This window comes from Peribacillus alkalitolerans (assembly GCF_010882125.1).
Classification (GTDB): domain Bacteria; phylum Bacillota; class Bacilli; order Bacillales; family DSM-1321; genus Bacillus_BN; species Bacillus_BN alkalitolerans.
In genome coordinates, this window is sequence record NZ_JAAGVZ010000006.1 from 190,694 (window position 1) to 216,636 (window position 25,943).

Below are 25,943 nucleotides of genomic sequence, written 5' to 3' on the forward strand. Positions count from 1 at the left end.
CTATTCAAATAAAAAGCAGTGTAAATAAGGAGGAAGAAAGATGCAGGAACGTTTACAAGAGTTGCAAGCTGAAGCGATTGCTAAGGTTGAAGCAGCGGCTGATTTAAAGGAATTGAATGATATCCGCGTATCGTATTTAGGGAAGAAAGGTCCAATCACGGAAGTTTTACGTGGTATGGGTAAGCTTTCTGCAGAAGAGCGTCCAATAATCGGAGCACTTGCAAACGATGTGAGAGAAGCCATTGCAGAAAAGATTGAAAGTAAACAGGCTACAATGGAAGCTGCAGCTGTAGAGGCGAAATTGGCAGCAGAAAAAATTGATGTGACTTTGCCTGGTAGACCAGTAAAAGTAGGAAATCATCATCCTCTTACTAAAGTGATTGAAGAAATTGAAGACTTATTTATCGGGATGGGCTATCAGGTGGCAGAAGGTCCTGAAGTAGAAAAAGATTACTATAACTTTGAAGCTTTGAACCTTCCGAAGGGGCATCCAGCACGTGATATGCAGGACTCTTTCTATATTACTGAAGAAATCTTGCTCCGTACCCATACTTCTCCTGTACAGGCAAGAACGATGGAAAAGCATGAAGGGAAAGGACCAGTAAAGATTATTTGTCCTGGAAAAGTGTATCGTCGTGACAATGATGATGCAACACACTCCCATCAATTCATGCAAATCGAAGGCCTTGTCATCGATGAAAATGTTCGCATGAGCGATTTAAAGGGAACATTGGAAGTTTTTGCAAAGAAAATGTTTGGAGAAGATCGTGAAATCCGTCTACGCCCAAGCTTCTTCCCATTCACTGAGCCATCAGTAGAAATGGACATTTCTTGTAAAATTTGTGGTGGAAAAGGCTGTAGCGTATGTAAAGGAACTGGCTGGATCGAAATCCTTGGGGCTGGGATGGTGCATCCAAATGTATTAGAAATGGCTGGATTCGATTCTAAGAAGTATTCTGGGTTTGCTTTCGGTATGGGACCAGAACGTATTGCGATGTTAAAGTATGGAATTGATGACATCCGTCATTTCTATACAAATGATGTGCGCTTCTTAAAACAATTCGAACGTCACGAAGGATAAGGGAACTAAGCTTAAATACTGATTTCCAATTGAGGAGGATGACAATGTTTGTTTCATATAAATGGCTACAGCAGTATGTGGATTTAAATGGTGTTTCTGCTGAAGAGCTTGCAGAAAAGATTACGAAAAGTGGTATTGAGGTAGAAGGTGTTGAAAAGAAAAGCGCTGGAATTTCTGGTGTGGTTGTAGGTCATGTATTAGAGAAAGAGAAGCACCCAGAAGCGGATAAGTTAAATAAATGTCTAGTCGATGTTGGAGAAGAAGAGCCTGTTCAAATTATCTGTGGTGCAGCAAACGTCGATAAAGGGCAAAAAGTGGCTGTTGCGAAAGTAGGAGCAGTCCTTCCAGGTAACTTCAAAATTAAAAAAGCGAAGCTACGTGGAGAGGTTTCTCTTGGAATGATCTGCTCTTTAACGGAGCTTGGGATCGAAAGCAAGCTTATTGCCAAAGACTATTCAACAGGCATTTTCGTATTCCCGAATGATGTTGAAGTAGGTTTGGATGCTCTAGAACAGCTTGGGCTGGATGATGAAATTCTTGAATTAGGATTGACTCCTAACCGGGCAGACTGCCTAAGTATGATTGGGGTAGCATATGAGGTTGCTGCGATTCTAGGAAGAGATGTGAAATGGCCAGAAGCTCCAGTTCAAGAAGGTACTGAAAAGGCATCTGATTATATCACGGTAAACGTTGAAGCAAAACTAGACAATCCATTATATGTAGCAAAAGTGATCAAAGACGTAAAAGTGGGACCTTCACCACTTTGGATGCAAACTTTGTTAATGGCTAGCGGAATTCGTCCGCACAATAACATCGTAGATATTACGAACTTTGTATTGTTAGAATACGGTCAACCGTTGCATGCATTTGATTATGATCGTTTAGGCTCAAAAGAAATTCTTGTACGAAAAGCGAATGAAAGTGAAAAAATCACTACGCTAGATGATGCGGAACGTACATTAAAGGCTGACCATCTATTGATTACAAATGGGCAAGAACCAGTCGCATTGGCTGGAGTAATGGGTGGAGCGAACTCTGAGGTTGTTGAAACAACGACAACAGTACTTTTAGAATCTGCTTATTTCACAGGTGCAACTATTCGTAAAGCCTCAAAAGATCATGGTTTAAGAAGTGAAGCAAGTGCCCGTTTTGAAAAAGGGGTTGATCCAAACCGTGTTCGTTTAGCAGCGGAACGAGCGGCCTATCTGATGGAACAATATGCGGGAGGAACGGTTCTTTCAGGCTCAGTAGAGGTTGATAGCCTACAGGTTGAACCTGCAGTTGTGTCTGTGACACTTTCGAAAATCAATGCACGTCTTGGAACTGAATTAACGATGAAAGAAGTTCAGGATATTTTTATTCGCCTACAATTTGAAGCAACAGTAGAAGGGGAAGAAATAACTGTAACTGCTCCAACTCGTCGTGGCGATATCTCCATTGAGGAAGATTTAATAGAAGAAGTTGCACGTATGTACGGATATGACAATATCCCGAAAACTCTTCCGGTTGCTGCTGCAACACCAGGGAAATTATCTTCCTATCAATTAAAGCGCAGAAAAGTACGTCGTTATTTAGAAGGAGCTGGCCTTTACCAAGCGGTTACTTATTCACTAACGACGGTAGAAAAATCAACTCAATATGCGATTGAGAATGCTGAGCCCATTCGTCTTGCAATGCCGATGAGCGAAGATCGCAGCACATTGCGTCTAAGCATCGTGCCTCAGCTCTTAGAAGTATTAAAATACAATGTAGCCCGTCAAACTGATTCAATAGCACTGTATGAGACAGGTGCTGTATTCTTAAAAACGACATCCGATGAACTACCTGTTGAAAAAGAACATGTGGCTGGTGCAATCACGGGCTTATGGCATTCACACCCATGGCAAGGTGAGAAGAACCCGGTAGACTTCTATGTGGCAAAAGGTATTTTAGAAGGAATGTTCAATCATCTCGGATTGTCTGACCAAATTGAGTATGCTGCAGTAGAGATGGAAGGCATGCATCCTGGAAGAACAGCACAAGTAAAATTGAATGGTTCTTACATTGGATTTGTAGGTCAAGTACATCCAAATGTACAAAAGGATCTGGATTTGAAAGACACCTATGTATTCGAATTATCGCTAAAATCATTGCTAGAAGCAGAAGTTGCTCCGATTGGATATGAGACGATCCCTCGTTTCCCTTCTATCACTCGTGATATTGCACTAGTTGTAAATAAGGATATGCCTGCATCTGAGTTGAAATCAATCATCACAGAAGCGGCTGGTAAACTTCTGAAGGAAGTTTCCATTTTTGATCTTTATGAAGGCGATCGAATGGAGGAAGGCAAGAAATCCATTGCCTATTCCCTACGTTATTCTGATCCAGAGAAAACGTTGACGGACGAAGAAGTAACAAAAGCACATAATAAAGTCCTGGATGCAGTAAAAGCAAAAGGCGCGGAAATGCGTGGATAATAAATAAAGGAGGGCCGTTCTAACTGTGAAAAGTTAGGCGGTCTTTTTTTATTTTACTTTAGGAATAAATAAATTGGCAGCAAAGGAGCTAGGTCCAATATGAAAGGTTGGCATGGTTTGTTTAACAATATGATAAAAAATGTCTTAAATAATAAATAATGCTGATGGACGGGTAATACCCAACCATCAGCATTCATTTTTTTAGTTACGTTTCTTATTTAAAATGGCCTTCGCCTTCTCGGTATTCGCAAAATGGACTTTTGTATATTCATGTAGAGAGCCTGTGCCTTTAGCGATGATAAGCTTAGCTGCGGCTTGATCAACCTGTGGGCCCGCTCCTTTTGGAAGTTTAAAGCCTGCTTTTTCACTAAGTAGTTCGAACTGTTTGACAAATGCTGCACGAGCTAAAATCGAAGCTGCTGCAACAGCTACATGAAGGCTTTCAGCACCTGTACTTAAATAGACTTTTTCACCTTTGAATAGCTCCTGCCCCTTAAGGTAATTGAAGAACACGTCAGGTTGTGCGAATTGGTCTATCAAGATTGCCTCTGGAGTGACAGGGTCAATTTTTTTTAATAAATTCTTGATGGCAAGGTTATGTAAATAGGCTTTGATTTTTCCTTGGGACATTCCTTTTGATTGCAATTCATTGTACTTGGTGTTGTCGAGTACAAGTAGGCTGAAGCTAATTGCATGTTTAAGCTGAGAAGCAATTTCTAGAATTTGAGGATCCTTTAGATTTTTTGAATCCTTGACACCCAGCTCTTTTAATAGAGAGATTTTTTCTTTTGGTACATAGGCAGCTGCTACCGTGATAGGGCCAAAAAAGTCCCCTGTCCCTACCTCATCTGATCCGATTAAAGACATTTCTCCAATTGTGGCAGGCGGCGAATAGGCATGTTTTTTAACACTTGAAGATATTGATTTCTTTTGTGTTGAATTAGATGGAGATATGGATTCAGACATCCATTGTTTCGCTTCTGCTTCTGCTCGGGAGCCTTGAAACAATACCTTCCCAGATTTGTAGGCAGTAACTGTACAAGATGTAGGCTTTGCTGAAAATACGCTTCCTGGTGGGGAAGTGGGAGACAAGTCATTCATATAATGTTTTTTCATAGTCTCGATTTTTTGTTGAGTAAGCATTAATACTACATGGGACATTATTTTTCTCCTTTTTTCAGGTAATTAGGGCAAAAATTCTAGGAATTTACATTTTATTGCAAAAATGAGACCTTAATAGATAGCGTCTCTCTTTTAAGCTGAAAAACTTCATGTTATTATAGAGATTAGGATTCTTTAGATTGGGGGCTTCACCTTGTCAGACATGAAAAAAACTAAAATTACAGTTGATATATATGGACAACAATATACAATCGTCGGAGCTGAGAGCTCCAGCCATATCCGACTGGTTGCCTCAATGGTTGACGATAAAATGCGCGAAATCAGTGCCAAGAATCCGTCGCTTGATAGTAGCAAACTAGCAGTTTTGACAGCCGTGAACGCAATCCACGATTATATTAAGGTAAAAGACCAGTTATCTCATTATGAACAACTGGAACAAAGAAATGAAAAGGAATGAATTCCATGCTTGACTTAGTGATATTAACCATCCTTCTGATTGGAGCCATTGTAGGCCTAAAAAGAGGTTTCATTCTTCAATTTATTCATTTGACTGGCTTTTTTGTGGCTTTTATAGCTGCCTATATGTATTACGATGAACTAGCACCAAAACTGAAGCTATGGATTCCGTTCCCTAGCATGGGAGCCAAAGGGTCATTTAATATGCTCTTTGACACAATAGGATTGGATTTAGCCTACTATAATGCGATTGCATTTGCAGCGATATTCTTTGCTGTTAAAATACTATGGCAAATGATTGGATCGATGCTTGATTTCATTGCCCATTTCCCAATTCTCAAAACCTTGAATAGATGGGGTGGAGGAGTTTTAGGACTCGCTGAAGTCTATCTTATCATGTTTATACTAGTATACATAGCTGCACTTTTGCCGATAGAAATCATCCAAAATCAAATCCATGAGTCATTTTTTGCTCAATCGATTGTAAAGAATACACCGTTGTTTTCGGATAAAGTTAAAGATTTATGGTTTAATCATATGCCTTCTTAAGACCTACTTGCACCTTAGGCGAAAAAATGGCTGTCATATGCAACTTTTAAGCAGCCATTTCGTATTAAGGGGAGGAAGGTCTTTTTTGTACTAACCGTAAATTACAACAGCAGTGAAGTAACAATATGTAGATATTAAATCCCACTTCCTTGTACTTTAACTCCACAATAGGTATCTTTAAATAGATAGAAAAATCTTAAGGTTTAGATGTATCAAATTACACTATTGGTAGGTGATAAACAATGCCAGTAAATAAAAAAGATGTCATTAAGTTGCTAGAAAAGATAGCAATATATATGGAATTAAAGGGTGAAAACCCTTTTAAAACCTCTGCTTTTAGAAAAGCTGCACAAGCATTGGAAACAGATGATCGAAGTCTTTCAGAAATTCAAGATTTTACAGCTCTATCTGGGATTGGGAAAGGGACGGCTTCTGTCATCGAAGAGTTTATTGAAACGGGTATGTCCACACCTTTAAAGGAACTGCAAGAAGAAGTGCCAAAAGGATTGATCCCTCTTTTGCAACTCCAAGGTTTAGGTGGCAAAAAAATTGCTAAGCTCTATCAAGAATTGAATATTACCAATGCAGATGAATTAAAGGAAGCATGCGAAGCTAATAAAGTACAAGCTCTTGCAGGGTTTGGAAAAAAAACAGAAGAGAAAATTTTGGCTGCATTAAAAGAAGTGGGATCGAGACCTGACAGGTTACCATTAGCCTTAGTTTTGCCGATCGCTGCCAATATTGAAGATTATTTGGAATCAGTAGAAGGCATTGTAAGATTTTCACGTGCTGGCAGTCTCAGAAGAATGCGCGAGACAGTAAAGGATTTAGATTATATCATCGCTACAGAAAAACCAGACATTGTGAAAGAACATTTACTGTCCATGGCCAACATAAAGGATGTTGTGGCAGGTGGAGATACAAAGGTTTCTATTGTTCTAGCCCATCAATATGACCTTTCTGTCGATTTTCGACTAGTGAAGCCCCATGAATTTATTACAACTCTTCACCATTTCACAGGTTCGAAAGACCATAATGTAAGAATGCGTCAAATCGCAAAGGACCGAGGAGAAAAAATAAGCGAGTACGGTGTTGAGAATTTAGAGACTGGTGAGATTCTTACTTTTGAATCGGAAAAAGAATTCTTTGCCCATTTCGATCTATCCTTCATACCTCCTGAAGCTAGGGAGGATGGAAAGGAAATTGAGCACAGTCATGATTTTGAGAATATTGTGACGCTAGACGATATACAAGGTGATCTTCATATGCACTCCACTTGGAGCGATGGGGCTTACTCGATTGAAGAGATGATAGAAGCATGCCGTACGAAAGGTTATTCGTACATGGCAATTACGGATCATTCTCAATATTTAAAGGTTGCAAATGGCCTGACACCTGAGAGGCTTCGTGAACAGCGAGAATATATAAAAGAATTGAATAAGAAATATGATGATATCCTAATTTTATCTGGAGTAGAAATGGACATCCTACCAGATGGTTCATTAGATTATGATGACGAGCTCTTAAAAGATATGGATATTGTCATAGCTTCTATCCATTCTAGTTTTTCACAGCCTAAAGAAAAGATTATGGAACGGTTAAAGACGGCTTTATTAAATGCCCATGTGGATATCATTGCCCATCCAACAGGACGTCTTATTGGAAGACGTTCTGGCTATGAGGTGGACATGGACATGTTGATTGAACTAGCAAAAGAAACAAATACAGCTCTTGAACTGAATGCAAACCCTAACAGGCTTGATTTGGCTCCTGAGCATTTAAAGAAAGCACAGGAAGCAGGCGTCGCGCTTGTCATTAATACAGACGCCCATCATACGGCAATGCTTGAACATATGCCAATCGGGGTATCCACAGCAAAAAAGGCATGGATTCCTAAAAACTCTGTATTAAACACAAAAAGCAGTGAAGAACTAATGGCATTTTTAAAAAGAAATGACTGAAATTACTTGAGGAGGATCTCTCTCCATGCATCATAAAGTGTTGAAAACATTGGAGTTCCATAAAATACGTGAACAGCTTTTGAAATATGTGTCCTCATCTCTTGGGAGGGACCAAGCTGAGCATTTAATGCCATCCATCAACTTTGATGAAGTAGTGGTTTGGCAGGAAGAAACGGATGAGGCAGCAAAAGTCATTCGTTTGAAAGGAAATGTACCGCTAGGAGGGATATTTGATATCCGTCCACATGCAAAGCGTGCACAAATCGGAGGCATGTTAAGCCCTCAGGAATTAATGGAAACGGCCTCTACCTTAAGAGCAGGCAGAAGATTAACGAAGTTCATTGATGAAATGCTGGAAGATGATATTGAGCTTCCGTTGATGGATGAAACTATTCATACTCTATTTGATTTACATGATATTGAAAAGCATATATTTGATGCTATAGGTGAACAGGGAGAAGTACTTGATTCAGCGAGTGATAAGCTCCGTACTTTACGAAGTCAGCTACGTTCAAATGAGGCACGTGTCCGAGAAAAGCTTGAAAGCATGATTCGCTCAACCAATGCTCAGAAGATGTTGTCTGATGCCATCGTTACTATCCGTAATGACCGTTTCGTTATCCCCGTGAAACAGGAATATCGTTCTCATTATGGAGGAATCATTCATGATCAGTCTTCTTCTGGACAGACATTGTTCATCGAGCCTCAGAGTATTGTTCAGCTAAACAACCAGCTTTCTGAAATCAGAATGCAAGAGCAGCAAGAAGTTGAGCGCATCCTAATTCAATTGACTGTCACAGTGGGTGAATATACACATGAAATCCTCCAAAATGTTAAAGTTTTAGGTAAAATGGATTTCATGTTTGCCAAAGCTCGATTTGCAAAAGAATTGAAGGCATCAAAACCTAATCTAAATAATGAAGGTCGGATTAAGCTATTCAAGGCTAGGCATCCACTTTTGCCACGTGAAGAAGCAGTGGCAAATGACATTTATTTAGGAGAAGACTTTACAGCCATCGTCATAACTGGACCAAACACTGGGGGGAAAACAGTTACGTTGAAAACGGTTGGCCTTTTAACCTTAATGGCACAGTCTGGTTTGCAAATTCCTGCTTTGGATGGTTCAGAAGCAGCTGTCTTCCAAACTGTATATGCTGATATCGGTGACGAGCAATCAATTGAACAGAGCTTAAGTACATTTTCATCTCATATGGTAAATATCGTGGATATCTTAAAGAAAGTGGATGATGAAAGTCTTGTTTTGTTCGATGAATTAGGGGCAGGGACCGATCCGCAGGAAGGGGCTGCACTTGCGATTTCAATCCTCGATGAGGTATACGGTCGTGGAGCTCGGATTATTGCGACTACTCACTATCCTGAACTGAAAGCCTACGGATATAATCGCGAAGGTGTTGTGAATGCAAGCGTTGAATTTAATGTAGAAACACTTAGCCCAACCTATAAACTTCTGATTGGAGTACCAGGAAGAAGTAACGCTTTTGAAATTTCAAAACGGTTAGGTCTAGAGGAATCCGTGATTGAAAATGCACGTGGCTATATTGGGGAAGAAACGAATAAAGTAGAAAACATGATTGCTTCATTAGAAAAAAGCAGAAAACAGGCCGAGGAAGCTAGAGAAGAAGCAAATGAATTCCTAAAAACTTCAGAAATGCTTCATAAAGATTTACAAAAGCAAATGATGGAGTATTACGAGCGAAAAGATGCACTTATGGAAAAAGCAGAGCTAGATGCCCAACGCCTTGTAGAAAAAGCAAAAGAAGATTCAGAGAAGATCATTAGAGAACTTCGGGAATTGCGCATTCAAAAGAATGCAGAAGTGAAGGAACATGAACTTATTGAAGCGCGTAAACGTATGGAAGAAGCGGTTCCTAAGATCACTAAGAAAAAGAAAACCGTCACTCAGCAAACCAAAAGGGAATTACAGCCTGGGGATGAAGTGAAAGTTCTCACATTTGGTCAGAAGGGTCATCTGATAGAAAAAGCGACAAGTGATGAATGGAACGTCCAGATTGGCATTTTGAAAATGAAGGTAAAAGAAAGAGATCTTGAGTACTTGAGCCGTCCAAAACAAGTGGAGACGAAGCCGCTTGCTACAGTTCGAGGGAAAGAATTCCATGTCAATCTAGAATTGGATTTACGTGGAGAAAGATTTGAAGACGCCATATTACGTGTTGAAAAATATATTGATGATTCTTTACTTGCAGGATACCCAAGAGTGTCCATTATTCACGGTAAGGGAACCGGAGCTCTAAGACAAGGTGTTCAGGAATATTTGAAATATCACCGTTCAGTGAAGCGAATTAGATTCGGTGAAGCGGGCGAAGGTGGCACTGGCGTGACCATAGTAGAATTTAAGTAAAGTAGGAGATTGCCATGAATTCCTTTTGGGAGAATGAATTTATTCAAATATCCGCCTATTTTAGCGTTGTTATCTTGTGTGCGTTTGTTTTTCTGGCAGTATTCGAATTGGTCACCAAATATCGGAACTGGGAAGAAATTAAAAAGGGTAATCTTTCAGTTGCTATGGCTACGGGTGGCAAAATCTTTGGTATCGCCAATATTTTTAGGCATTCCATCAGTCAGCATGATTCATTGATTGATATGGTAGGTTGGGGAATCTTTGGCTTTATCCTTCTTTTGGCAGGATATTTCATCTATGAATTTTTGACACCAGGTTTTAAAATAGATGAAGAAATCGAAAAAGATAACCGTGCAGTTGGATTCATTTCTTTATCCATTTCTGTAGGATTATCTTATGTCATTGGAGCTGGAATATCGTAAAGGAGAGGGAATGTGGAAAAACTAGCAAAAGTCCTATTAGTTTGCTGCGGCGGATTTATAGCGATTGGAATCATCTACATGTTGTTCTTTACTTAACTTCATAACTACTAGACGGATAGAGGACTCTTCTCTATCCGTTTTTTCATACAATTACCTTAATTTAATTGTAAAAAGGTCCTGTCCATTGATTTTGGCAAGGTATGCAATTGATTCTGAATAATCGCTGTTTGGAATACGATGGTAATGAAAGGGTTTTTTCGTAAAGTTGTTTTTGTAAAGTTTGTTTCTTTATTAGTTTAATTTAACTTTAACGATCAGAGTTGATTGAAGCAAAGGCACTTGACTCTAGCGGGAAAAATTGGGAAGTGGGAGACCTCACAATGGCGGTATCGCGGCGCCAATCCCTCCCACGGAAAGCAAGTACATCTCGTCGCAATCAACGGACAAACTTTATTGTTTCAAAACAACAATCTATGCGAAAAGAGTCTATTGTAAAAACATGACAATGGAACTAACCTTCTAATTGTCACTAAAAGTACACTATATTATAATAAGATAGAAAAGTTAGAAAATTAAATATATTTAAGGAGGGAATACAATGGTTGAAAAAGTTTGGCTAAAGAATTATCCTGCTGAAATACCTCCAACTTTGACATACGAAACCAAGCCAATACAAAGCTTACTGAAAGAAGTTGCACAACTATACCCTAATAAAACATCGATTCATTTTTTGGGTAAAGAACATACTTTCCAAGAAGTGTATGATGCTTCTCTCAAATTAGCAAATTACTTGAAAAAACTAGGGATTCAAAAAGGCGATCGAGTGGCTATCATGTTGCCTAATATGCCATCCTCGGTCATTTCATTCTTTGGAGTTCTTTTAGCTGGTGGTGTTGTTGTTCAAACAAATCCATTATACATGGAACGTGAACTGGAGTATCAAATGCAGGATTCAGGTGCCAAAATCATCATAACCATGGATGCCCTGTTTCCACGAGTTTCAAAGGTGATGCCAAATACTAAACTTGAACATATTATTGTTACCGCTATCAAAGACTATTTACCATTCCCAAAAAATTTAATCTACCCATTTATTCAGAAAAAACAGCTAGGTATCTCCGTGAAGGTCGAGCATTCAGGTAAACATCATTTACTTACTGAAATTCTAAAACAATCTTCTTCAATAGAAATACCTTATGAGTTCGACTTTGAAGAGGATATTGCCATCCTTCAATATACAGGTGGGACTACAGGTTTTCCTAAAGGAGTTATCCTCACGCATAAAAATCTAATTGCAAATACAAAAATGTGTACTACTTGGATGTATAAATGTAAAAAAGGAGAAGAGAGTGTTCTTGGTATACTACCATTCTTTCATGTATATGGAATGACAGCAGTAATGATCTTGTCCATAATGGAAGGCTATAAGATGATTCTTCTGCCTAAATTCGATGCTGAAACGACCTTGAAAACGATTGATAAGCAACGCCCGACGTTGTTCCCTGGAGCACCTACCATATACATTGCCTTGCTGAATCATCCTGATATTAAAAAATATGACCTTTCATCCATTGATTCTTGTATTAGCGGTTCGGCGCCACTACCGGTGGAAGTCCAAGAGAACTTTGAAAAAGTAACGGGTGGCAAGGTAGTTGAGGGTTATGGTTTAACAGAAACCTCCCCAGTTACACATGCCAATTTCCTATGGGACCGTCCACGTGTAAAAGGAAGCATTGGAGTTCCATGGCCTGACACAGATGCTGCCATATTGTCATTCGAGACTGGTGAGCCTTTAGGACCAAATGAAATAGGCGAGGTTGGAATCAAAGGTCCCCAAGTAATGAAGGGTTATTGGAATCGTCCAGAAGAAACTGCAATGACGTTTAAAAATGGGTATTTCTTAACCGGAGATCTTGGTTACGTGAATGAAGACGGTTATTTCTTTATTGTCGATCGCAAAAAAGATATGATTATCGCCGGAGGGTTTAACATATATCCTAGAGAAGTGGAAGAAGTCATGTATGAGCACGAAGCTGTTCAAGAAGTGGTCGTTGCTGGCATACCCGATCCTTACCGGGGTGAAACAGTAAAAGCGTATATCGTACTAAAAGAAGGAAGAACCGTGACGGAGGAAGAATTAAATACTTTTGCGCGTAAGCATTTAGCAGCCTTTAAAGTACCGAGATATTATGAAATCAGAAAAGAGCTTCCAAAGACAGCAGTTGGGAAAATTCTGAGAAGGGCATTAGTCGAAGAGGAAAAAAATAAGTTGTCTGAAGAGAAAAAGCAGGCTTAGTTTGAGCGTAGTCTAAGGCATTTTTAAGGAATAAGTGTAGCGGCAAAAGTTAGAAAGCAGTATAAGTTCATCATTAACCACCTTTCTTTAAAGGCTCGCCATTAAGGCGAGTATCTAACACCTATTGGACAAGCTTGGAAAACGATGATAGAGTTTGAATGGAGTAAAAATATAGAAAATCTTAGTTTTTTCTTGACAGAGAAATGACAACATTCTATTATGAAATTATGAATGAGTATTCATTCAGTAATTGGGTGATCATCCATTCATTTCTCTGAAAGGGGAAGGATTTTTTGAAAAAGAATCGACCGAAATATAAGCAAATCATTGATGCAGCTGTGGTTGTCATAGCTGAACATGGCTACCACCAGGCTCAGGTGTCAAAGATTGCAAAGCAAGCTGGAGTAGCTGACGGAACCATCTATCTTTATTTTAAAAATAAAGAAGATATATTAATTTCACTATTTCAGGATAAGATGGGATACTTTGTAGAAAAAATTGAAGAAGAAATTAAAAATGTTCCATCAACATCCGAGAAGCTTTACGTACTAGTTGAGAAACATTTCAGTATGCTATCTGAGGATCCGCATCTTGCAATAGTGACACAGCTGGAGATAAGGCAATCCAATAAGGAGCTAAGACTTAAAATCAATGAAGTTTTAAAAGGTTACTTAAAACTTGTAGAGCAGATATTAATAGATGGCGTTGAAAAAAATGAGTTGAGAGCTGATTTAAATTATCGTCTTGGAAGACAAATGATTTTCGGAACCATTGATGAATCTGTTACCACATGGGTTATGAATGACCAAAAATACAACCTAGTAAATCTTGCGCCAGAGGTACATAAACTCATTGTCCATGGCTGCGGACAAAGAACAACTTCTAATGAATAAAAAAAAGGGGGCAGATTATTCTGCCTTTTTTGATAAATTATTTTTGTAATATATCGAAAAAACTTTTATACTAAGAAGGGTAGTAGTTTACTAGGTTAGTTAAAAGGGGGATTGTCATGGAATTCGTCAAGGTCGCAATAGAAGACAAAGTTGCCTATATCAGTTTAGTAAGACCTCCGGCTAACGCTTTGTCGTCTCATGTTTTGAAAGAGCTTTCATCCGTATTTGACGGACTAGAATCCAATGATGAGGTAAGGGTTATTCTTCTTCAAGGTGAAGGGAAATTCTTCTCAGCAGGAGCTGACATTAAAGAATTCACATCGATTGAATCAGGTGAGGAATTCTCTAAACTTGCTAAACTCGGACAAGATTTCTTTGAGAGAATTGAACAATTTCCAAAACCGGTCATTGCTGCTATTCATGGAGCTGCACTAGGTGGTGGATTAGAGTTAGCCATGTCTTGCCATATCCGACTTGTAACCGAAAAAGCTAAACTTGGACTTCCTGAGCTACAATTAGGATTGGTTCCAGGGTTTGCCGGATCGCAGCGCTTACCACGATATGTAGGAATGCCAAAAGCTGCAGAGATGCTTTTTACCTCCCAGCCAATTACAGGTGTGGAAGCAGTCCAATATGGGTTAGCTAACCATGCTTATAGTGATGAAGAACTTCCTGCTAAGGCAAAGGAATTAGCTACATCCATCGCCAAGAAAAGTCCAGTTGCTTTAAAAGCAGCGATTGAATTATTAAATTTCACTAAACATGAAAACTATTTCAAAGGGGTAGACAAAGAAGCTTCAGTCTTTGGACATGTTTTTGTTTCTGAGGATGCCAAAGAAGGCATTGGTGCCTTTATTGAAAAAAGAGAACCACAATTTGTCGGCAAATAATTTTTTTGCCATCAATATTCAAAATCTTCTAAAATACCGTACAAAATGGGAGGGAACTACATGAACATTTATGTATTATTAAAAAGAACTTTCGATACGGAAGAAAAAATCACTTTATCCGGTGGTCGAATTAACGAAGACGGCGCTGAATTCATTATCAACCCATACGATGAGTATGCAGTTGAAGAAGCAATCCAAAAGCGTGATGCGTTTGGTGGCGAAGTTACAGTTGTAACCGTAGGTAATGAAGAAGCAGAGAAGCAACTTCGTACAGCTTTAGCTATGGGTGCTGACAAGGCAGTTTTAATTAATATTGAAGATGATGTAGAAGCAGGAGATCAATTCACTACTGCAAAAATCCTTGGTGAATATTTAAAAGATAAAAATGCAGATTTAATCATAGCTGGAAACGTGGCGATTGATGGTGGCTCTGGCCAAGTTGGTCCACGTGTAGCAGAATTATTGAACATTCCTTATATCACTACGATTACCAAATTAGATATCGATGGAACAACTGCAACGGTATTGCGTGATGTAGAAGGGGATTCAGAAGTGATTGAAACTTCCCTTCCATTACTGGTAACAGCTCAACAAGGCTTGAATGAGCCTCGTTATCCATCCCTTCCTGGAATCATGAAGGCTAAGAAGAAGCCTTTAGATGAACTGGAACTTGATGACCTTGATTTAGAAGAAGATGATGTAGTAGCGAAAACAAAAACAATCGAAGTATACCTTCCACCTCAAAAAGCAGCTGGAAGAATCCTTGATGGTGAAATCAAAGATCAAGTACAAGAATTGGTGAAACTTCTACACACTGAAGCAAAGGTAATCTAATTCAAAAAATCAAACAACAAGTACAGGAGGTTATATAAATGGCTAGAAAAATTCTCGTACTAGGTGAGGTTCGTGATAACTCCCTTCGTAACGTATCTTTTGAAGCAATCGCTGCTGCAAAGTTAGCATCTGAAAATGGTGAAGTTGTAGGTGTATTAATTGGCAGTGGTGTATCTAATGTTGCAAATGAGCTTGTACAATATGGAGCTGACAGAGTTGTTACAGTAGAAGATGAAAAGCTACAAAACTATACGTCTGACGGCTTTTCACAAGCTTTCCTAGCAGTAGTAGAATCGGAGAAGCCTGAAGGAATCATCCTTGGCCATACTGCATTAGGGAAGGACTTAGCTCCTCGTTTAGCTGGAAAATTGAATTCTGGCTTGATTTCTGACGTTACTGCAATCGAAGAGCAAGGCGGAAACTTAGTATTTACTCGACCAATCTATTCAGGAAAAGCGTTTGAAAAGAAAATTGTGACAGTCGGTCTTATTTTCGCAACGATTCGTCCGAACAATATTACTCCACTTGAAAAAGATGCTTCCCGCACTGGAGATGTATCATCACTATCTGTTGAGATTAAAGATCTTCGTGCAATTATTAAGGAAGTTGTCCGCAAAGCAAGTGAAGGTGTTGACCTTTCAGAAGCAAAAGTTGTTATTGCTGGTGGACGTGGCGTGAAGAGCGAAGATGGCTTCAACCCATTGAAGGAGCTTGCAAACGTACTTGGAGGAGCTGTAGGAGCATCTCGTGGAGCTTGTGATGCTGATTATTGCGATTATTCCCTTCAAATTGGTCAAACTGGTAAAGTAGTAACGCCTGACTTATATATCGCTTGTGGAATTTCTGGAGCGATCCAACACTTAGCCGGAATGTCTAACTCAAAGGTAATTGTGGCAATCAACAAGGATCCAGAAGCTAATATCTTCAAAGTAGCAGACTACGGAATCGTAGGAGACCTGTTTGAAGTTGTACCTATGCTGACTGAAGAATTCAGAAAGCTAAAAGTGAACGCTTAATAACATTCCATCTAACCCGGCATGAATTTGCCGGGTTTTTCAAGTGTTAAAGACCTTTTTTGAACCTATTTAGTTGTCCCAAAAGGAATAAAGAATGCATAAAATGAGTCGAGACAAATTATTAGCATAGTTTTTGGCTGCAGTGTTATACTGTCTGTAGTTATAAAGTATTTATTTATTAGGAGGATTTAGTCATATGGCAATTGTGAATGCAACTGATCAAACTTTTACAAATGAAACGAGCGAAGGCTTAGTATTGGTAGATTTCTGGGCTCCTTGGTGCGGACCTTGTAAAATGATCGCTCCAGTACTTGAAGAGCTAGACTCTGAAATGGCAGACAAAGCAAAAATCGTTAAAGTTGACGTTGATGAAAACCAAGAAACTGCTGGTAAATTTGGCGTTATGAGCATTCCGACTCTTCTAGTGTTGAAAAACGGTGAAGTGGTCGATAAAGTGGTAGGTTTCCAACCTAAAGAATCTCTTGCTAACCTTTTAAGCAAGCACGCTTAATATAATTATTAAAAAGGGTGATTCAGTATCCGTTTTTAGGATATCTGAATCATCCTTTTTTATTTTTCTAGGAAATGAAGAGAATGAAAGATTTTATTTAACGAATTTGTATTGACAGTGATAATCATTCTCTCTATAATAGCAATTGTGAATGAAAATCATTTTCAATTAGGGGTTACAGGGGGATACATACAATGAAAAAGAGACAATTGGCAGCCATTTTTTCTAGTTTTTTATTAGCAGGTGCAGTTTTGACAGGCTGTAATTCTGAAAGTAAAACAACTTCAACAAATGAAGAGAAAAAAGAGGAACAGGCTGAGACTAAAGAAGAATCAACAGAGACAGCAGAAGTAGAAGAAGTGAATTATTCAGAAGTCTTTAAAGAGGCTGTTACTGAATTAGAAAAAGCTAAAGAGGGTAAAGAAGTAGATTATGATAAAGTTACCGAATTATATACAAATAATCTTCAAACACTAGTTCAAGAAAGAGATGCAGAATTTGAGGATAAATTAGATCAGCATATTACAACTGCTTTACAAGCGGGTAAAGACGGTTCTATGGATAAAGTGGTAGTAAAGCAATTATTTGATAAACTTATGCAAAAAGTATTCTATACGACTATGAAACATGAGTTCAAAGAAATTGATGAGAACTGGGATAATAAAGAAGAGGTAAAAGAAGAAATCGAAGAAGCTAAAGAGTTTTATGCGATTATACAAACAACTGTTGAAAAACGTGATGCAGCATATGGAACGAATATGGTGGATGTAATTGCAGGTGGATTTACTGAGATTGAAACAGCTGTGGAATCTAATGATAAATTAGGATTCATGCTTGGTAAGCAAGTAGTTGATAAAACATTAATGAAAACTTTCTATTTTGCAACTGGGGCAATTCCAAATGGCTATGCAACAAAAGCTGCAGATGAAGCGAAAAAAGATAAGGTAGTAGCAAAAATTGAACAAGCAGAGGGTTGGGCATTCTATCAATCGCTATACAGCTATTTGAATGGCCATTCTCCAGAAGAAGCAGCTTTCATTCTTCAGCAATTTGATTTACAAACAGATGTAGCTACATTGAATCCTGAACAAGTAAACAAGGCTTTCATTCGAGGATTCTCTAATATTGCTCTTGGGGAGTATCAAGAAAGTGAAGAACTTTGGGGAGAAGACAAATCTGTTATAACTGCTTTAGAAGGTGCTTTATTCATTGATGTAATTGGCGAAGATATTAAAGGATTACTTGGAGAAGCAGAGTATAATAAACTAAAAGAAAATGCACAAAAATATCTCGATGCAGCAAAAGCAAAAGATAAAACAGTTGGAGAACCTTTACTAAAAGATCTTCGAGCAAGCTTAGAAACAGTGATTGAAAAAGCGAAATAAACCTAATTTTGATTAGGAAAAACCTTGTGTAACAACAAGGTTTTTTCCTTGTTTAATGCATATTAATAATGAATCAAATTATTGATTGAGGTGTTATTTTGAAAATTATAGTAACTGGTGGTGCAGGGTTTATTGGAAGTAACCTCACTAAAAGATTAATAAAAGAAAATCATGAGGTTTATGTTATTGATTGCCTTCATCCCTATTATTCACCTGAAAGGAAAATGAAGCAGTTAGACAGTATCGAATCAATTGGATCTTTTAAATTTATTGAGATGAACTTACTTGATAAAGAGAAACTTGAGGAACTATTAATGCAAATCAATGCGGATACTGTCGTCCATTTAGCTGCTTTACCAGGCGTGGCCTATTCGATTGAAAACCCCCTTGAATATGTAGATTATGATATAAAAGCCACCATTAATGTTCTAGAAGCTGCTGGGAAGTCAGGCGTCTCAAATGTAGTTTTTGCTTCTTCATCATCCGTTTATGGTAACCAACCAGGACCATTCAAAGAAGAAATGGCAAATGGAAAGGTCATTTCTCCTTATGCTGCTTCGAAATTTTCAGCAGAGTCCTATTGTCATGTATATGAGTATTTGTATGGTTATCGGGTGAATATCCTGAGGTTTTTTACGGTTTATGGACCATGGGGTAGACCTGACATGGCTATAGGGAAATTTATAAAAAAACTCATTCGTGGCGAAGACATTATCCTCTTTGGAGAGGGAAGAGCACGGGATTTTACATACATAGATGATATAGTGACTGGAATTTACTTATCCATTACCACATTATCCAAAAGTGAGACTATCAATATTGGATCAGGTAGGCCAATAACGATGGAATTTCTTTTATCTGAATTAAATTCCTTTTTCCCTGATATGAAAATAATTAAAGAAAATCCTCGTGTAGGAGATGTAGTTAACACTTGGGCTGACATTAGTAAGGCTAAACGTTTATTAGGATTTGCTCCAAAAGTAGACTTTAAACAAGGGTTGATGGAAACTGTGAAGTGGGCAAAAGAAAATGAAAGCATTCTTTAAAAAGAATGTAAAGCATTTACCATCCTTATTCATCCTGATTGGTTTTATATATTTGACCTTGCATTACTTTGATGCTCAATATTTGTGGAAAAGCACGAATAAAATGTTTGCCCATCCAATTCTGCTACTTTCTATATTCGTAATCTATTTCATTTCTTTTTGCTTTAAAGCAGTTGCTTGGAAGCTTTATTTTAGAGGGAAGGCACGATTCACTACTTGTTTATTAGGCATATTATATAGTTTGTTGATCAATCATTTACTACCTATTAAATTAGGGGATTTGTTTAGAATTAAAGTATTAAGCACGAGGGACTCACACATTAAGGATCAGGAAGCATTTCAATCAGTAATAGTACTAAGGTTGATAGATATGCTTACCTTAACGCTCATTACTTTGGTTGGGCTACTAAGTTTGGGAGTTAAGTTTAGAATACCTGTATGGATGATAGTGATTGGCGGAATCGGTAGTTTTCTTTGTTTGCTTATAATAAATAAATATTTCCCTAGTTTTTTGAAAAGACATCTAGCCCTTATGAAAAAAGCATTCTCAGGCATGAATGGTATTGGTATCATTCTGTTTACTGTGACGAGTTGGATTCTAGAAGCCGGAGTTCTATATGGTACAGTCATGGCACTTGATGGAGACCTGTCATTCTTTAAGTCAGTGATAGCCAATAGCTTTACAATTGCAGGACAGGTCTTTCAAATTACCCCAGGTGGACTTGCAAATTATGAAAGTTTCCTTGTATTTGCACTAGGTTTGATGGATTTTTCTATTAAAGAGGGGTATATGGTAGCAGTTTTAACACATGCCATGAAATTTATGTTTTCTTATACAGCAGGCTTTATTGCATTTATTAATTATCCCATATCCTTAAAGACCATGAAGGAATGGGTAAAGGTAAGAGGAGTGATGAAAGAGTGAAAAGTGCTTCTAAATTCGAAAAAATTGCAGCACGATGTTGGAATTTATTAAATGAAGGAAAACCGTTTACTCCCATCTTTGTTTTCGGGACTTTTATGTTATTTCATGCCTCTTTATGGGGATCACTTCAGTCGATGCTTGATTTATTAGGAGCATTTATATATGTAATCCCATTATTAGTCATCTTTTATATCTTTGATTTCCCATTATTATTAAGGAATTATTTATGGATTCCTTTTGTCATTTATTTAATCGTTTGGAATGAAGTCGATATTAATCTTCTTTTATTTTCAGTTGCACTGTATTTCTTTTTCACTGTGTTTTTTTGGGGAACCTTCTATTATCACTTAAGGATTGGCACATCCTGGATGAACTTTACTCGTTTTTGGAAACTAGTATTGAAAAATAGTGATTCAACAAGTGGGAACGCTCAAGAGCAATTGCCTAAATTCCTACTAATTTTATCTATTTGGGAAATGATTTTTGAAGCTAATAGATCTGCTGGAGAAATTGAAATACTTTCTTTCATTCTCTTTTATGCATTTATATTATTATTTGCATATATTCTTCATCGGAATTTATTTGATTGGAAACCAAAAATCTATGGATCTTATACAAAAGATAGTTTTCCACAACCAGATAAAGCATTATCTGAAAAAGTCATTGTGATTGTAGTGGATGGAATGAGAAAAGAGCGGTTTTATGAAGCGGATACTCCATATTTAGACTTTTTAAAAGAAAACGGTACAGAATATATGAATATGGAGACTGTTTATCCTGCAAGAACCGTAGTATGTTTTTCGTCCATGTTTACAGGTACCTATCCATTTGAACACGGTATTCAATCAAATATGGTATGGAAACTAGGGATTAAAGTAGAAAGTATTTTTGACTCTTTGCGTAAAGTAGGGAAAAAGGGAAGGCTTCTTGGAATTGCGCATTTAGTGGATTCAATGGGAGATGATGTTGAAACAGTCACAGCAGTCATGCACAACGATAAAGCAGATCCTAATATCATGGCAAGAGCAAAAAAAATTATGAGTGAACAGGATCCTGAACTATTCATTGTTCAAATGATTGCAACAGATCAAACGGGTCATAGCATGGGCGTTTTATATGATGAATACTTACAAAAAATACATGAAGCTGATGCTCTAATAAAGGACTTTGTCTCATGGCTTGAAAAAGAAGGGAAAATGGAAAATACCACGTTATTCATATGTGCTGATCATGGACAGGCTGATGGAATTGGTGGACATGGGCATCTTGATGAAGGCGAAAGGTTTGTTCCCTTTATTGTCCATGGACCGAATATCGCAAAAGGGAAAAAAGTTGAGGAGAAACATAGTCTCGTTTCTTTAGCACCTACCCTTTCATACCTTTTAGGTGCGCCTTTCCCAAATCATAGTAGAGGTAAAGTATTATTAGATGCATTCAAGAAGGATGAGTTCAAACATGAATAAACAAAAAGTAATAGTTTTTCTTCCTGCATTTAATGAGGAGGATTCAATAGGTAGGGTTATTGAAGACATTCCAAGAGACTTTCATCATCAGGTGGAAGTTAAGGTTTTAGTGATTGATGATGGGTCAAAGGATCAAACTGTCAACGTGGCCAAAAAAGCAGGTGCTGATTATATTGTCAGCTTTGAGAGGAACCGTGGTCTAGGTGCGGCGGTGCGTGCAGGGTTGAAGGAAAGTTATAAACGTGGTGCAGATATCGCGGTCATGATTGATGCAGATGGAGAATATCCACCGAAGCAAATCCCCGAATTGTTGGAACCGATATTTAATGGTGAAGTGGACTATACGATGGGATCAAGGTTTTTAGGGACCATAAAAGGAATGAAGCTTCACCGGAGATTAGGTAATTACTTCTTTACTTTTATACAGAGTATACTCCTTAAAAAATGGATATTTGATGGTCAATCTGGTATGAGGGCCTTTACAAGGCAGGTTCTCGAACATGCAGAAATTATCCATGATTATAACTATGCACAGGTACTGACCTTAAATATTGTTAGAAAAGGATTTCGTGTCAAGGAGATTCCTATTCAATATCAGGTGCGTTCTACAGGTGAATCTTTTATTACTTTCAGAGGATATATAACTTCGGTTGTTCCTGCAATCTTGAAAGAGCTAAAAAGACCCGTTCACAAAGTAGAAATTGATACAGAGGCACATTCGTTCAATAATTTAGAAATAAAAAAGTCAATTAAATCAAGAAATCCGAAGGATATATCCATTGCAAAATAAGATTGACATTAATATTGATAATCATTATCATTGAGAATGTAGGAGGATTGAAAATGAAAAAACTTTTTTATATTGGTTTTATATTGTTATTTGCACTAAATCCTTTATTTGCTAACTCGGTAAATGCGTATACATACGGAGATCCTAATGAAGAAGAATTGGCAACAGTATATAATGAAATGTTAATTCAACTAGATAAAAATCCTCCCGATTTTGCTACCGCTAAAAAGCATTTTGAAACGGTGAAAAAAGAAATTGATATGCATATGGGACCTGAACCTGCCAAGATCATTCTTCAAAACCTTGAAGATAAAGACAAAGAGAATACTATAAAAAACATGGAGAAGCTCCTTGTTTTAAATATTGCAAGACGCTTAGAAAATGTAGATAAAAACTTTGCAGAATATGAAACAAGCAAACGTTTGTTAGCGAAGGGCTTTGCTACTTATAAAGCTTTGTCACCTAAAGTAGATGCAGAAAATGCACAAATGAATAAAGAAATAAATGAAGAATTTGATAAAGCATTAGCATCATTAGGAAATCCTGGACTCTTTGGTGTAGGAAAAAGGGAAGCTGACAAAGTAGCCTTTAATGAAAGTAAAGATAAAGTATTAACTTCTCTACAAAAACAATTTCAAATTAAAAGTTTAGAAGTTGGCCATTTCTCTGAGAGTGCAACAGAGACAAAAACAGAAAAAAAAGAATGGACGGATATAAGCAATTTGAAAAATTGGATTCCAATCATACTAATTGTGGGAGTTATAGCTTCTGTTATCATTCTTTCCATTCGTAAGAAAAATAGAAAATAATAAAGGGACATCATGGGGAGAGGAGTTTTGCTCTTTGGAAATACAAGCACTGTTAATTACATTTCGTGAAGTACTAGAGGCATTGCTCATAGTAGGGATTATCACAACCTACTTAAAGAGGATGGACAATAAACAATATACCAAATACGTATGGTTAGGTGCGGGATTGGCGGTTTTGGCAAGTGTCGGTGTAGCCATGCTGTTCCAACTTGTTTTAACTGGTTTTGCTTCAATGGGAAGTGAGATGTATTTAAAAATCAGCATCATGATTGTTTCTACCTTGTTGTTAACCCAAATGGTATTTTGGATGGCTAAGCATAGTCGGGATTTAAAAGGAGAGTATGAAGGGAAAATGGATCGTTTTATATCGACGGGAAACGTCGTTGGTATGGTCATACATTCATTTTTAGTAGTCCTTCGAGAAGGCGTTGAAACGGTTTTCTTCTTTGCTGCAATCACCGGAGGTAACATTGGTGCTGCCATGCAGGGCTGGGGAGCTATTACAGGTGTAATCATTGCAGCGGTTGTCTCCTATTTATTCTTTAAGGGAACAATGAGAATCCCTTTAAAAACATTTTTTAAAGTGACTGGTGCATTTATCATATTGATTGCTGCAGGATTATTTGTTCAAGCCATTTCAATGATGCAGGATTTGGAATTAGTTGGAAGTGTAGTTCCACATCTGTACGATCTGACTTGGTTACTGCCTGAACATCCAATTGACTACGATCATTACTTGCGGGATCATGGGGTAGCTCCATTGCTATCAGGAGATATTGGAATCTTCCTTAAAGCATTGTTTGGATATTCCTCTATGCCATCTATTGAAGAAGTCATCGCATATTTAGGCTACTTTGTTTGTATATATCTATTAACGTCTAATCAATCGGTAAATGATAATAAAAGCAAAGACAAAGCAAAAAAAGTTAACATACTGAAACCACAAGCAAAATGATTTTTTCCTCTTTCCATGTAAAGTACAAGGCGGTGCCTTGTACTTTTTCCTTGTACTTTAAGAAAGTATAAATTGGCAGCAAAGAAGTAAGGCGACGTCGAGGCCAATTTTAGGATTAAAGTATAAGTGCAACTAGGCAATCGTCGGCGCTTAGGCTTGGTGCTAGCCAAGTTTTCTAATAATAAAATAGTAAATTATCTAGTAAGAGCAGACCTTTAGCGAATGGTGGAACATATGGAATCTAAAGTTTTGAATACAAAATATTTGAAAATTGTAATTGTAATCTATAGTCTTTTATCGATTTTTTTTGTATTTTATACTCAATTAGCTCATCTCAACTCTTTTGCATCTTCGTGGGATCAAGTGGATTTTGCTCTAGCATTGGAACGATATGATTTAATGGCAATGCAACCGCACTTTCCAGGATACCCTTACTTTATTTTAGGTGGATATTTTATCCATCTTTTCATTGAAAATAAAATAGCTTCATTGACTCTGTTCAACATTTTATTTTACTTCAGTTCTATATTACCGATGTATAAACTAGCGAAAGAAGTTTGTTCTAAGGAATCGAGTTTATTCATTTCAGCAATCCTTTACTCCTCAACCTATACTTTGATTATTGTAAACCAACCAATGTCTGAAGGGGCGGCAATTGCTGCTTTATGGTGGTATTTTTGGAGTGTTATTAAAGCAACAAAAGATAATAAACCTTGGTTAAATATTATGCCATTAATTTTGTTTAGTGTTTTATTAGGAATTCGACTATCCTATCTTCCATTCGCAGTAGGTATCCTTTTTCTGTTTTATAAAAAGTGGCGGAATAAACAATTCAGGTTTAAGCATGTAGTTAATTATTCGATGATTGCAGTCATGCTTCAACTGATCTGGGTAGTGGCACTTATTATTTCTGAAGGAAGTGTAAAAGGTTTCTTAAAGCTTTCAACCGCTTTTACGAATGGACATTTTAACAGTTGGGGGAATACTGCAGTCTCAAGTGCTGTTCCCTTCCCCATACGATTAAAAACCATAATATTGGATAATGTTCTTTGGACGGGAATTGCTGCTCAATCCATAGCTATAGCCCTACTATTTGGTATATTGCTATGTCTTTTTATTTATAAATGGAAAAGAGTTAGTACGGGTGCAATACTCCAACTAGCATTACTCATGAGCGTTAGTTATTTTTTCTGGGCTCTACTTGCACAAAACATAGATAAACCAAGACATATTCTTCCTTTAATAGGATTGATCCTTTTTGTTCTATTGATTAATTTAGTGAATAAACCCGAAGTATCGCTAACTCTGTTTTTAAGTTGTACTCTTTTAGCGCTACAACTTAGTCAGTCGTATAAGTATATAAAAGTCCAATCAAATGAAATTCCCGCATCCTATCAGCTTGCAAATTTCTTAAAGGAATATAATCAAGATTCTATCGTGTATACCTGGGAAGAAACAAGAGTTCTAGAGTATAACGAGGTACCCCAGTCCCATAAAAAAGTACAAACCTTTGAATTTTTCTTATTAGACCAATCTTATTACAAAGATAAGACCATCTTATTAACGGATAAAGCTGTGGATGGATTCAAAGCCCAAGGGATAGATATATCTAAAAAAATTGAAAAAGTGAATACTTTTAAATCCAGTCCAATTTTTGATCCTGTCTATAATGAAATTATTCTGTATAAATGGAGATGAAACTT

Annotated in this window: 22 protein-coding genes; 21 read left to right on the top strand and 1 reads right to left on the bottom strand. The window is 37.5% G+C overall.

Annotated elements, in window-relative coordinates; all coding sequences use genetic code 11:
* The first annotated feature begins 40 nt into the window (after positions 1–40).
* Together pheS and pheT are read left to right on the top strand one after the other, a co-directional pair.
* The gene (gene pheS, locus G3O09_RS09730; protein ID WP_163101280.1) at positions 41–1,081 is read left to right on the top strand and encodes a phenylalanine--tRNA ligase subunit alpha; all 1,041 of its coding nucleotides are present in this window, start codon (positions 41–43) and stop codon (positions 1,079–1,081) included.
* A gap of 44 nt (positions 1,082–1,125) precedes the next feature.
* Positions 1,126–3,537 carry a phenylalanine--tRNA ligase subunit beta gene (gene pheT / locus G3O09_RS09735; protein WP_163101281.1) on the top strand — a complete coding sequence of 804 codons (2,412 nt, stop codon included), beginning with the start codon at positions 1,126–1,128 and terminating at the stop codon, positions 3,535–3,537.
* Positions 3,538–3,738: 201 nt separating this feature from the next.
* Here the strand turns inward: pheT and rnhC are convergent, their stop codons facing one another.
* Positions 3,739–4,698, bottom strand: a complete 960-nt coding sequence (gene rnhC / locus G3O09_RS09740) for a ribonuclease HIII (RefSeq protein ID WP_163101282.1) — start codon at positions 4,696–4,698, stop codon at positions 3,739–3,741.
* Between the two features lie 154 nt (positions 4,699–4,852).
* Between rnhC and zapA the strand changes: the two genes are divergently transcribed.
* From zapA to G3O09_RS09835, 19 genes are all read left to right on the top strand, one after another.
* Positions 4,853–5,116, top strand: a complete 264-nt coding sequence (gene zapA / locus G3O09_RS09745; protein ID WP_163101283.1) for a cell division protein ZapA — start codon at positions 4,853–4,855, stop codon at positions 5,114–5,116.
* A gap of 5 nt (positions 5,117–5,121) precedes the next feature.
* Positions 5,122–5,664 carry a CvpA family protein gene (locus tag G3O09_RS09750; RefSeq protein ID WP_163101284.1) on the top strand — a complete coding sequence of 181 codons (543 nt, stop codon included), beginning with the start codon at positions 5,122–5,124 and terminating at the stop codon, positions 5,662–5,664.
* A 242-nt stretch (positions 5,665–5,906) separates the two neighbouring features.
* Entirely contained in the window at positions 5,907–7,625 is a 1,719-nt protein-coding gene (gene polX / locus G3O09_RS09755; protein ID WP_163101285.1) for a DNA polymerase/3'-5' exonuclease PolX, read from the top strand.
* 25 nt (positions 7,626–7,650) lie between these two features.
* The gene (locus G3O09_RS09760; RefSeq protein WP_163101286.1) at positions 7,651–10,005 is read left to right on the top strand and encodes an endonuclease MutS2; all 2,355 of its coding nucleotides are present in this window, start codon (positions 7,651–7,653) and stop codon (positions 10,003–10,005) included.
* 14 nt (positions 10,006–10,019) lie between these two features.
* Complete coding sequence (locus G3O09_RS09765) at positions 10,020–10,427, top strand: DUF350 domain-containing protein (RefSeq protein ID WP_163101287.1); 408 nt, start codon at positions 10,020–10,022, stop codon at positions 10,425–10,427.
* 598 nt (positions 10,428–11,025) lie between these two features.
* Complete coding sequence (locus tag G3O09_RS09770; RefSeq protein WP_163101288.1) at positions 11,026–12,723, top strand: AMP-binding protein; 1,698 nt, start codon at positions 11,026–11,028, stop codon at positions 12,721–12,723.
* A gap of 293 nt (positions 12,724–13,016) precedes the next feature.
* Positions 13,017–13,616: a TetR/AcrR family transcriptional regulator gene (locus tag G3O09_RS09775; RefSeq protein WP_163101289.1), complete on the top strand. Its 600-nt coding sequence runs from the start codon at positions 13,017–13,019 to the stop codon at positions 13,614–13,616.
* Between the two features lie 116 nt (positions 13,617–13,732).
* Positions 13,733–14,506, top strand: coding sequence for an enoyl-CoA hydratase (locus G3O09_RS09780; RefSeq protein ID WP_163101290.1), 774 nt, complete (start codon positions 13,733–13,735; stop codon positions 14,504–14,506).
* A gap of 60 nt (positions 14,507–14,566) precedes the next feature.
* Complete coding sequence (locus tag G3O09_RS09785; protein WP_163101291.1) at positions 14,567–15,340, top strand: electron transfer flavoprotein subunit beta/FixA family protein; 774 nt, start codon at positions 14,567–14,569, stop codon at positions 15,338–15,340.
* A gap of 38 nt (positions 15,341–15,378) precedes the next feature.
* On the top strand, positions 15,379–16,356 hold the full coding sequence (locus G3O09_RS09790) for an electron transfer flavoprotein subunit alpha/FixB family protein (protein ID WP_163101292.1): 978 nt from the start codon (positions 15,379–15,381) through the stop codon (positions 16,354–16,356).
* Positions 16,357–16,552: 196 nt separating this feature from the next.
* The gene (gene trxA, locus G3O09_RS09795; RefSeq protein WP_163101293.1) at positions 16,553–16,867 is read left to right on the top strand and encodes a thioredoxin; all 315 of its coding nucleotides are present in this window, start codon (positions 16,553–16,555) and stop codon (positions 16,865–16,867) included.
* Between the two features lie 194 nt (positions 16,868–17,061).
* The gene (locus G3O09_RS09800) at positions 17,062–18,252 is read left to right on the top strand and encodes a hypothetical protein (RefSeq protein WP_163101294.1); all 1,191 of its coding nucleotides are present in this window, start codon (positions 17,062–17,064) and stop codon (positions 18,250–18,252) included.
* A 98-nt stretch (positions 18,253–18,350) separates the two neighbouring features.
* Positions 18,351–19,298, top strand: coding sequence for an NAD-dependent epimerase/dehydratase family protein (locus tag G3O09_RS09805; protein WP_163101295.1), 948 nt, complete (start codon positions 18,351–18,353; stop codon positions 19,296–19,298).
* Positions 19,282–20,223, top strand: coding sequence for a lysylphosphatidylglycerol synthase transmembrane domain-containing protein (locus G3O09_RS09810; protein WP_163101296.1), 942 nt, complete (start codon positions 19,282–19,284; stop codon positions 20,221–20,223). The genes G3O09_RS09805 and G3O09_RS09810 overlap by 17 nt, the downstream gene beginning before the upstream one ends.
* Entirely contained in the window at positions 20,220–21,686 is a 1,467-nt protein-coding gene (locus tag G3O09_RS09815; protein WP_163101297.1) for an alkaline phosphatase family protein, read from the top strand. The genes G3O09_RS09810 and G3O09_RS09815 overlap by 4 nt, the downstream gene beginning before the upstream one ends.
* Complete coding sequence (locus G3O09_RS09820; protein WP_163101298.1) at positions 21,679–22,476, top strand: glycosyltransferase family 2 protein; 798 nt, start codon at positions 21,679–21,681, stop codon at positions 22,474–22,476. The genes G3O09_RS09815 and G3O09_RS09820 overlap by 8 nt, the downstream gene beginning before the upstream one ends.
* Positions 22,477–22,529: 53 nt before the next feature.
* Complete coding sequence (locus tag G3O09_RS09825; protein ID WP_163101299.1) at positions 22,530–23,285, top strand: hypothetical protein; 756 nt, start codon at positions 22,530–22,532, stop codon at positions 23,283–23,285.
* Between the two features lie 34 nt (positions 23,286–23,319).
* Positions 23,320–24,240 carry an FTR1 family iron permease gene (locus G3O09_RS09830; RefSeq protein WP_163101300.1) on the top strand — a complete coding sequence of 307 codons (921 nt, stop codon included), beginning with the start codon at positions 23,320–23,322 and terminating at the stop codon, positions 24,238–24,240.
* A 234-nt stretch (positions 24,241–24,474) separates the two neighbouring features.
* Entirely contained in the window at positions 24,475–25,938 is a 1,464-nt protein-coding gene (locus G3O09_RS09835; RefSeq protein ID WP_163101301.1) for a glycosyltransferase family 39 protein, read from the top strand.
* Positions 25,939–25,943 lie beyond the last annotated feature (5 nt).

Coding starts and splice junctions, on each gene's coding strand:
- pheS (WP_163101280.1), top strand. CDS start 41: ATGCAGGAACGTTTACAAGAGTTGCAAGCTGAAGCGATTGCTAAGGTT.
- pheT (WP_163101281.1), top strand. CDS start 1,126: ATGTTTGTTTCATATAAATGGCTACAGCAGTATGTGGATTTAAATGGT.
- rnhC (WP_163101282.1), bottom strand. CDS start 4,698: ATGTCCCATGTAGTATTAATGCTTACTCAACAAAAAATCGAGACTATG.
- G3O09_RS09750 (WP_163101284.1), top strand. CDS start 5,122: ATGCTTGACTTAGTGATATTAACCATCCTTCTGATTGGAGCCATTGTA.
- polX (WP_163101285.1), top strand. CDS start 5,907: ATGCCAGTAAATAAAAAAGATGTCATTAAGTTGCTAGAAAAGATAGCA.
- G3O09_RS09760 (WP_163101286.1), top strand. CDS start 7,651: ATGCATCATAAAGTGTTGAAAACATTGGAGTTCCATAAAATACGTGAA.
- G3O09_RS09765 (WP_163101287.1), top strand. CDS start 10,020: ATGAATTCCTTTTGGGAGAATGAATTTATTCAAATATCCGCCTATTTT.
- G3O09_RS09770 (WP_163101288.1), top strand. CDS start 11,026: ATGGTTGAAAAAGTTTGGCTAAAGAATTATCCTGCTGAAATACCTCCA.
- G3O09_RS09780 (WP_163101290.1), top strand. CDS start 13,733: ATGGAATTCGTCAAGGTCGCAATAGAAGACAAAGTTGCCTATATCAGT.
- G3O09_RS09785 (WP_163101291.1), top strand. CDS start 14,567: ATGAACATTTATGTATTATTAAAAAGAACTTTCGATACGGAAGAAAAA.
- G3O09_RS09790 (WP_163101292.1), top strand. CDS start 15,379: ATGGCTAGAAAAATTCTCGTACTAGGTGAGGTTCGTGATAACTCCCTT.
- trxA (WP_163101293.1), top strand. CDS start 16,553: ATGGCAATTGTGAATGCAACTGATCAAACTTTTACAAATGAAACGAGC.
- G3O09_RS09800 (WP_163101294.1), top strand. CDS start 17,062: ATGAAAAAGAGACAATTGGCAGCCATTTTTTCTAGTTTTTTATTAGCA.
- G3O09_RS09810 (WP_163101296.1), top strand. CDS start 19,282: ATGAAAGCATTCTTTAAAAAGAATGTAAAGCATTTACCATCCTTATTC.
- G3O09_RS09820 (WP_163101298.1), top strand. CDS start 21,679: ATGAATAAACAAAAAGTAATAGTTTTTCTTCCTGCATTTAATGAGGAG.
- G3O09_RS09825 (WP_163101299.1), top strand. CDS start 22,530: ATGAAAAAACTTTTTTATATTGGTTTTATATTGTTATTTGCACTAAAT.
- G3O09_RS09835 (WP_163101301.1), top strand. CDS start 24,475: ATGGAATCTAAAGTTTTGAATACAAAATATTTGAAAATTGTAATTGTA.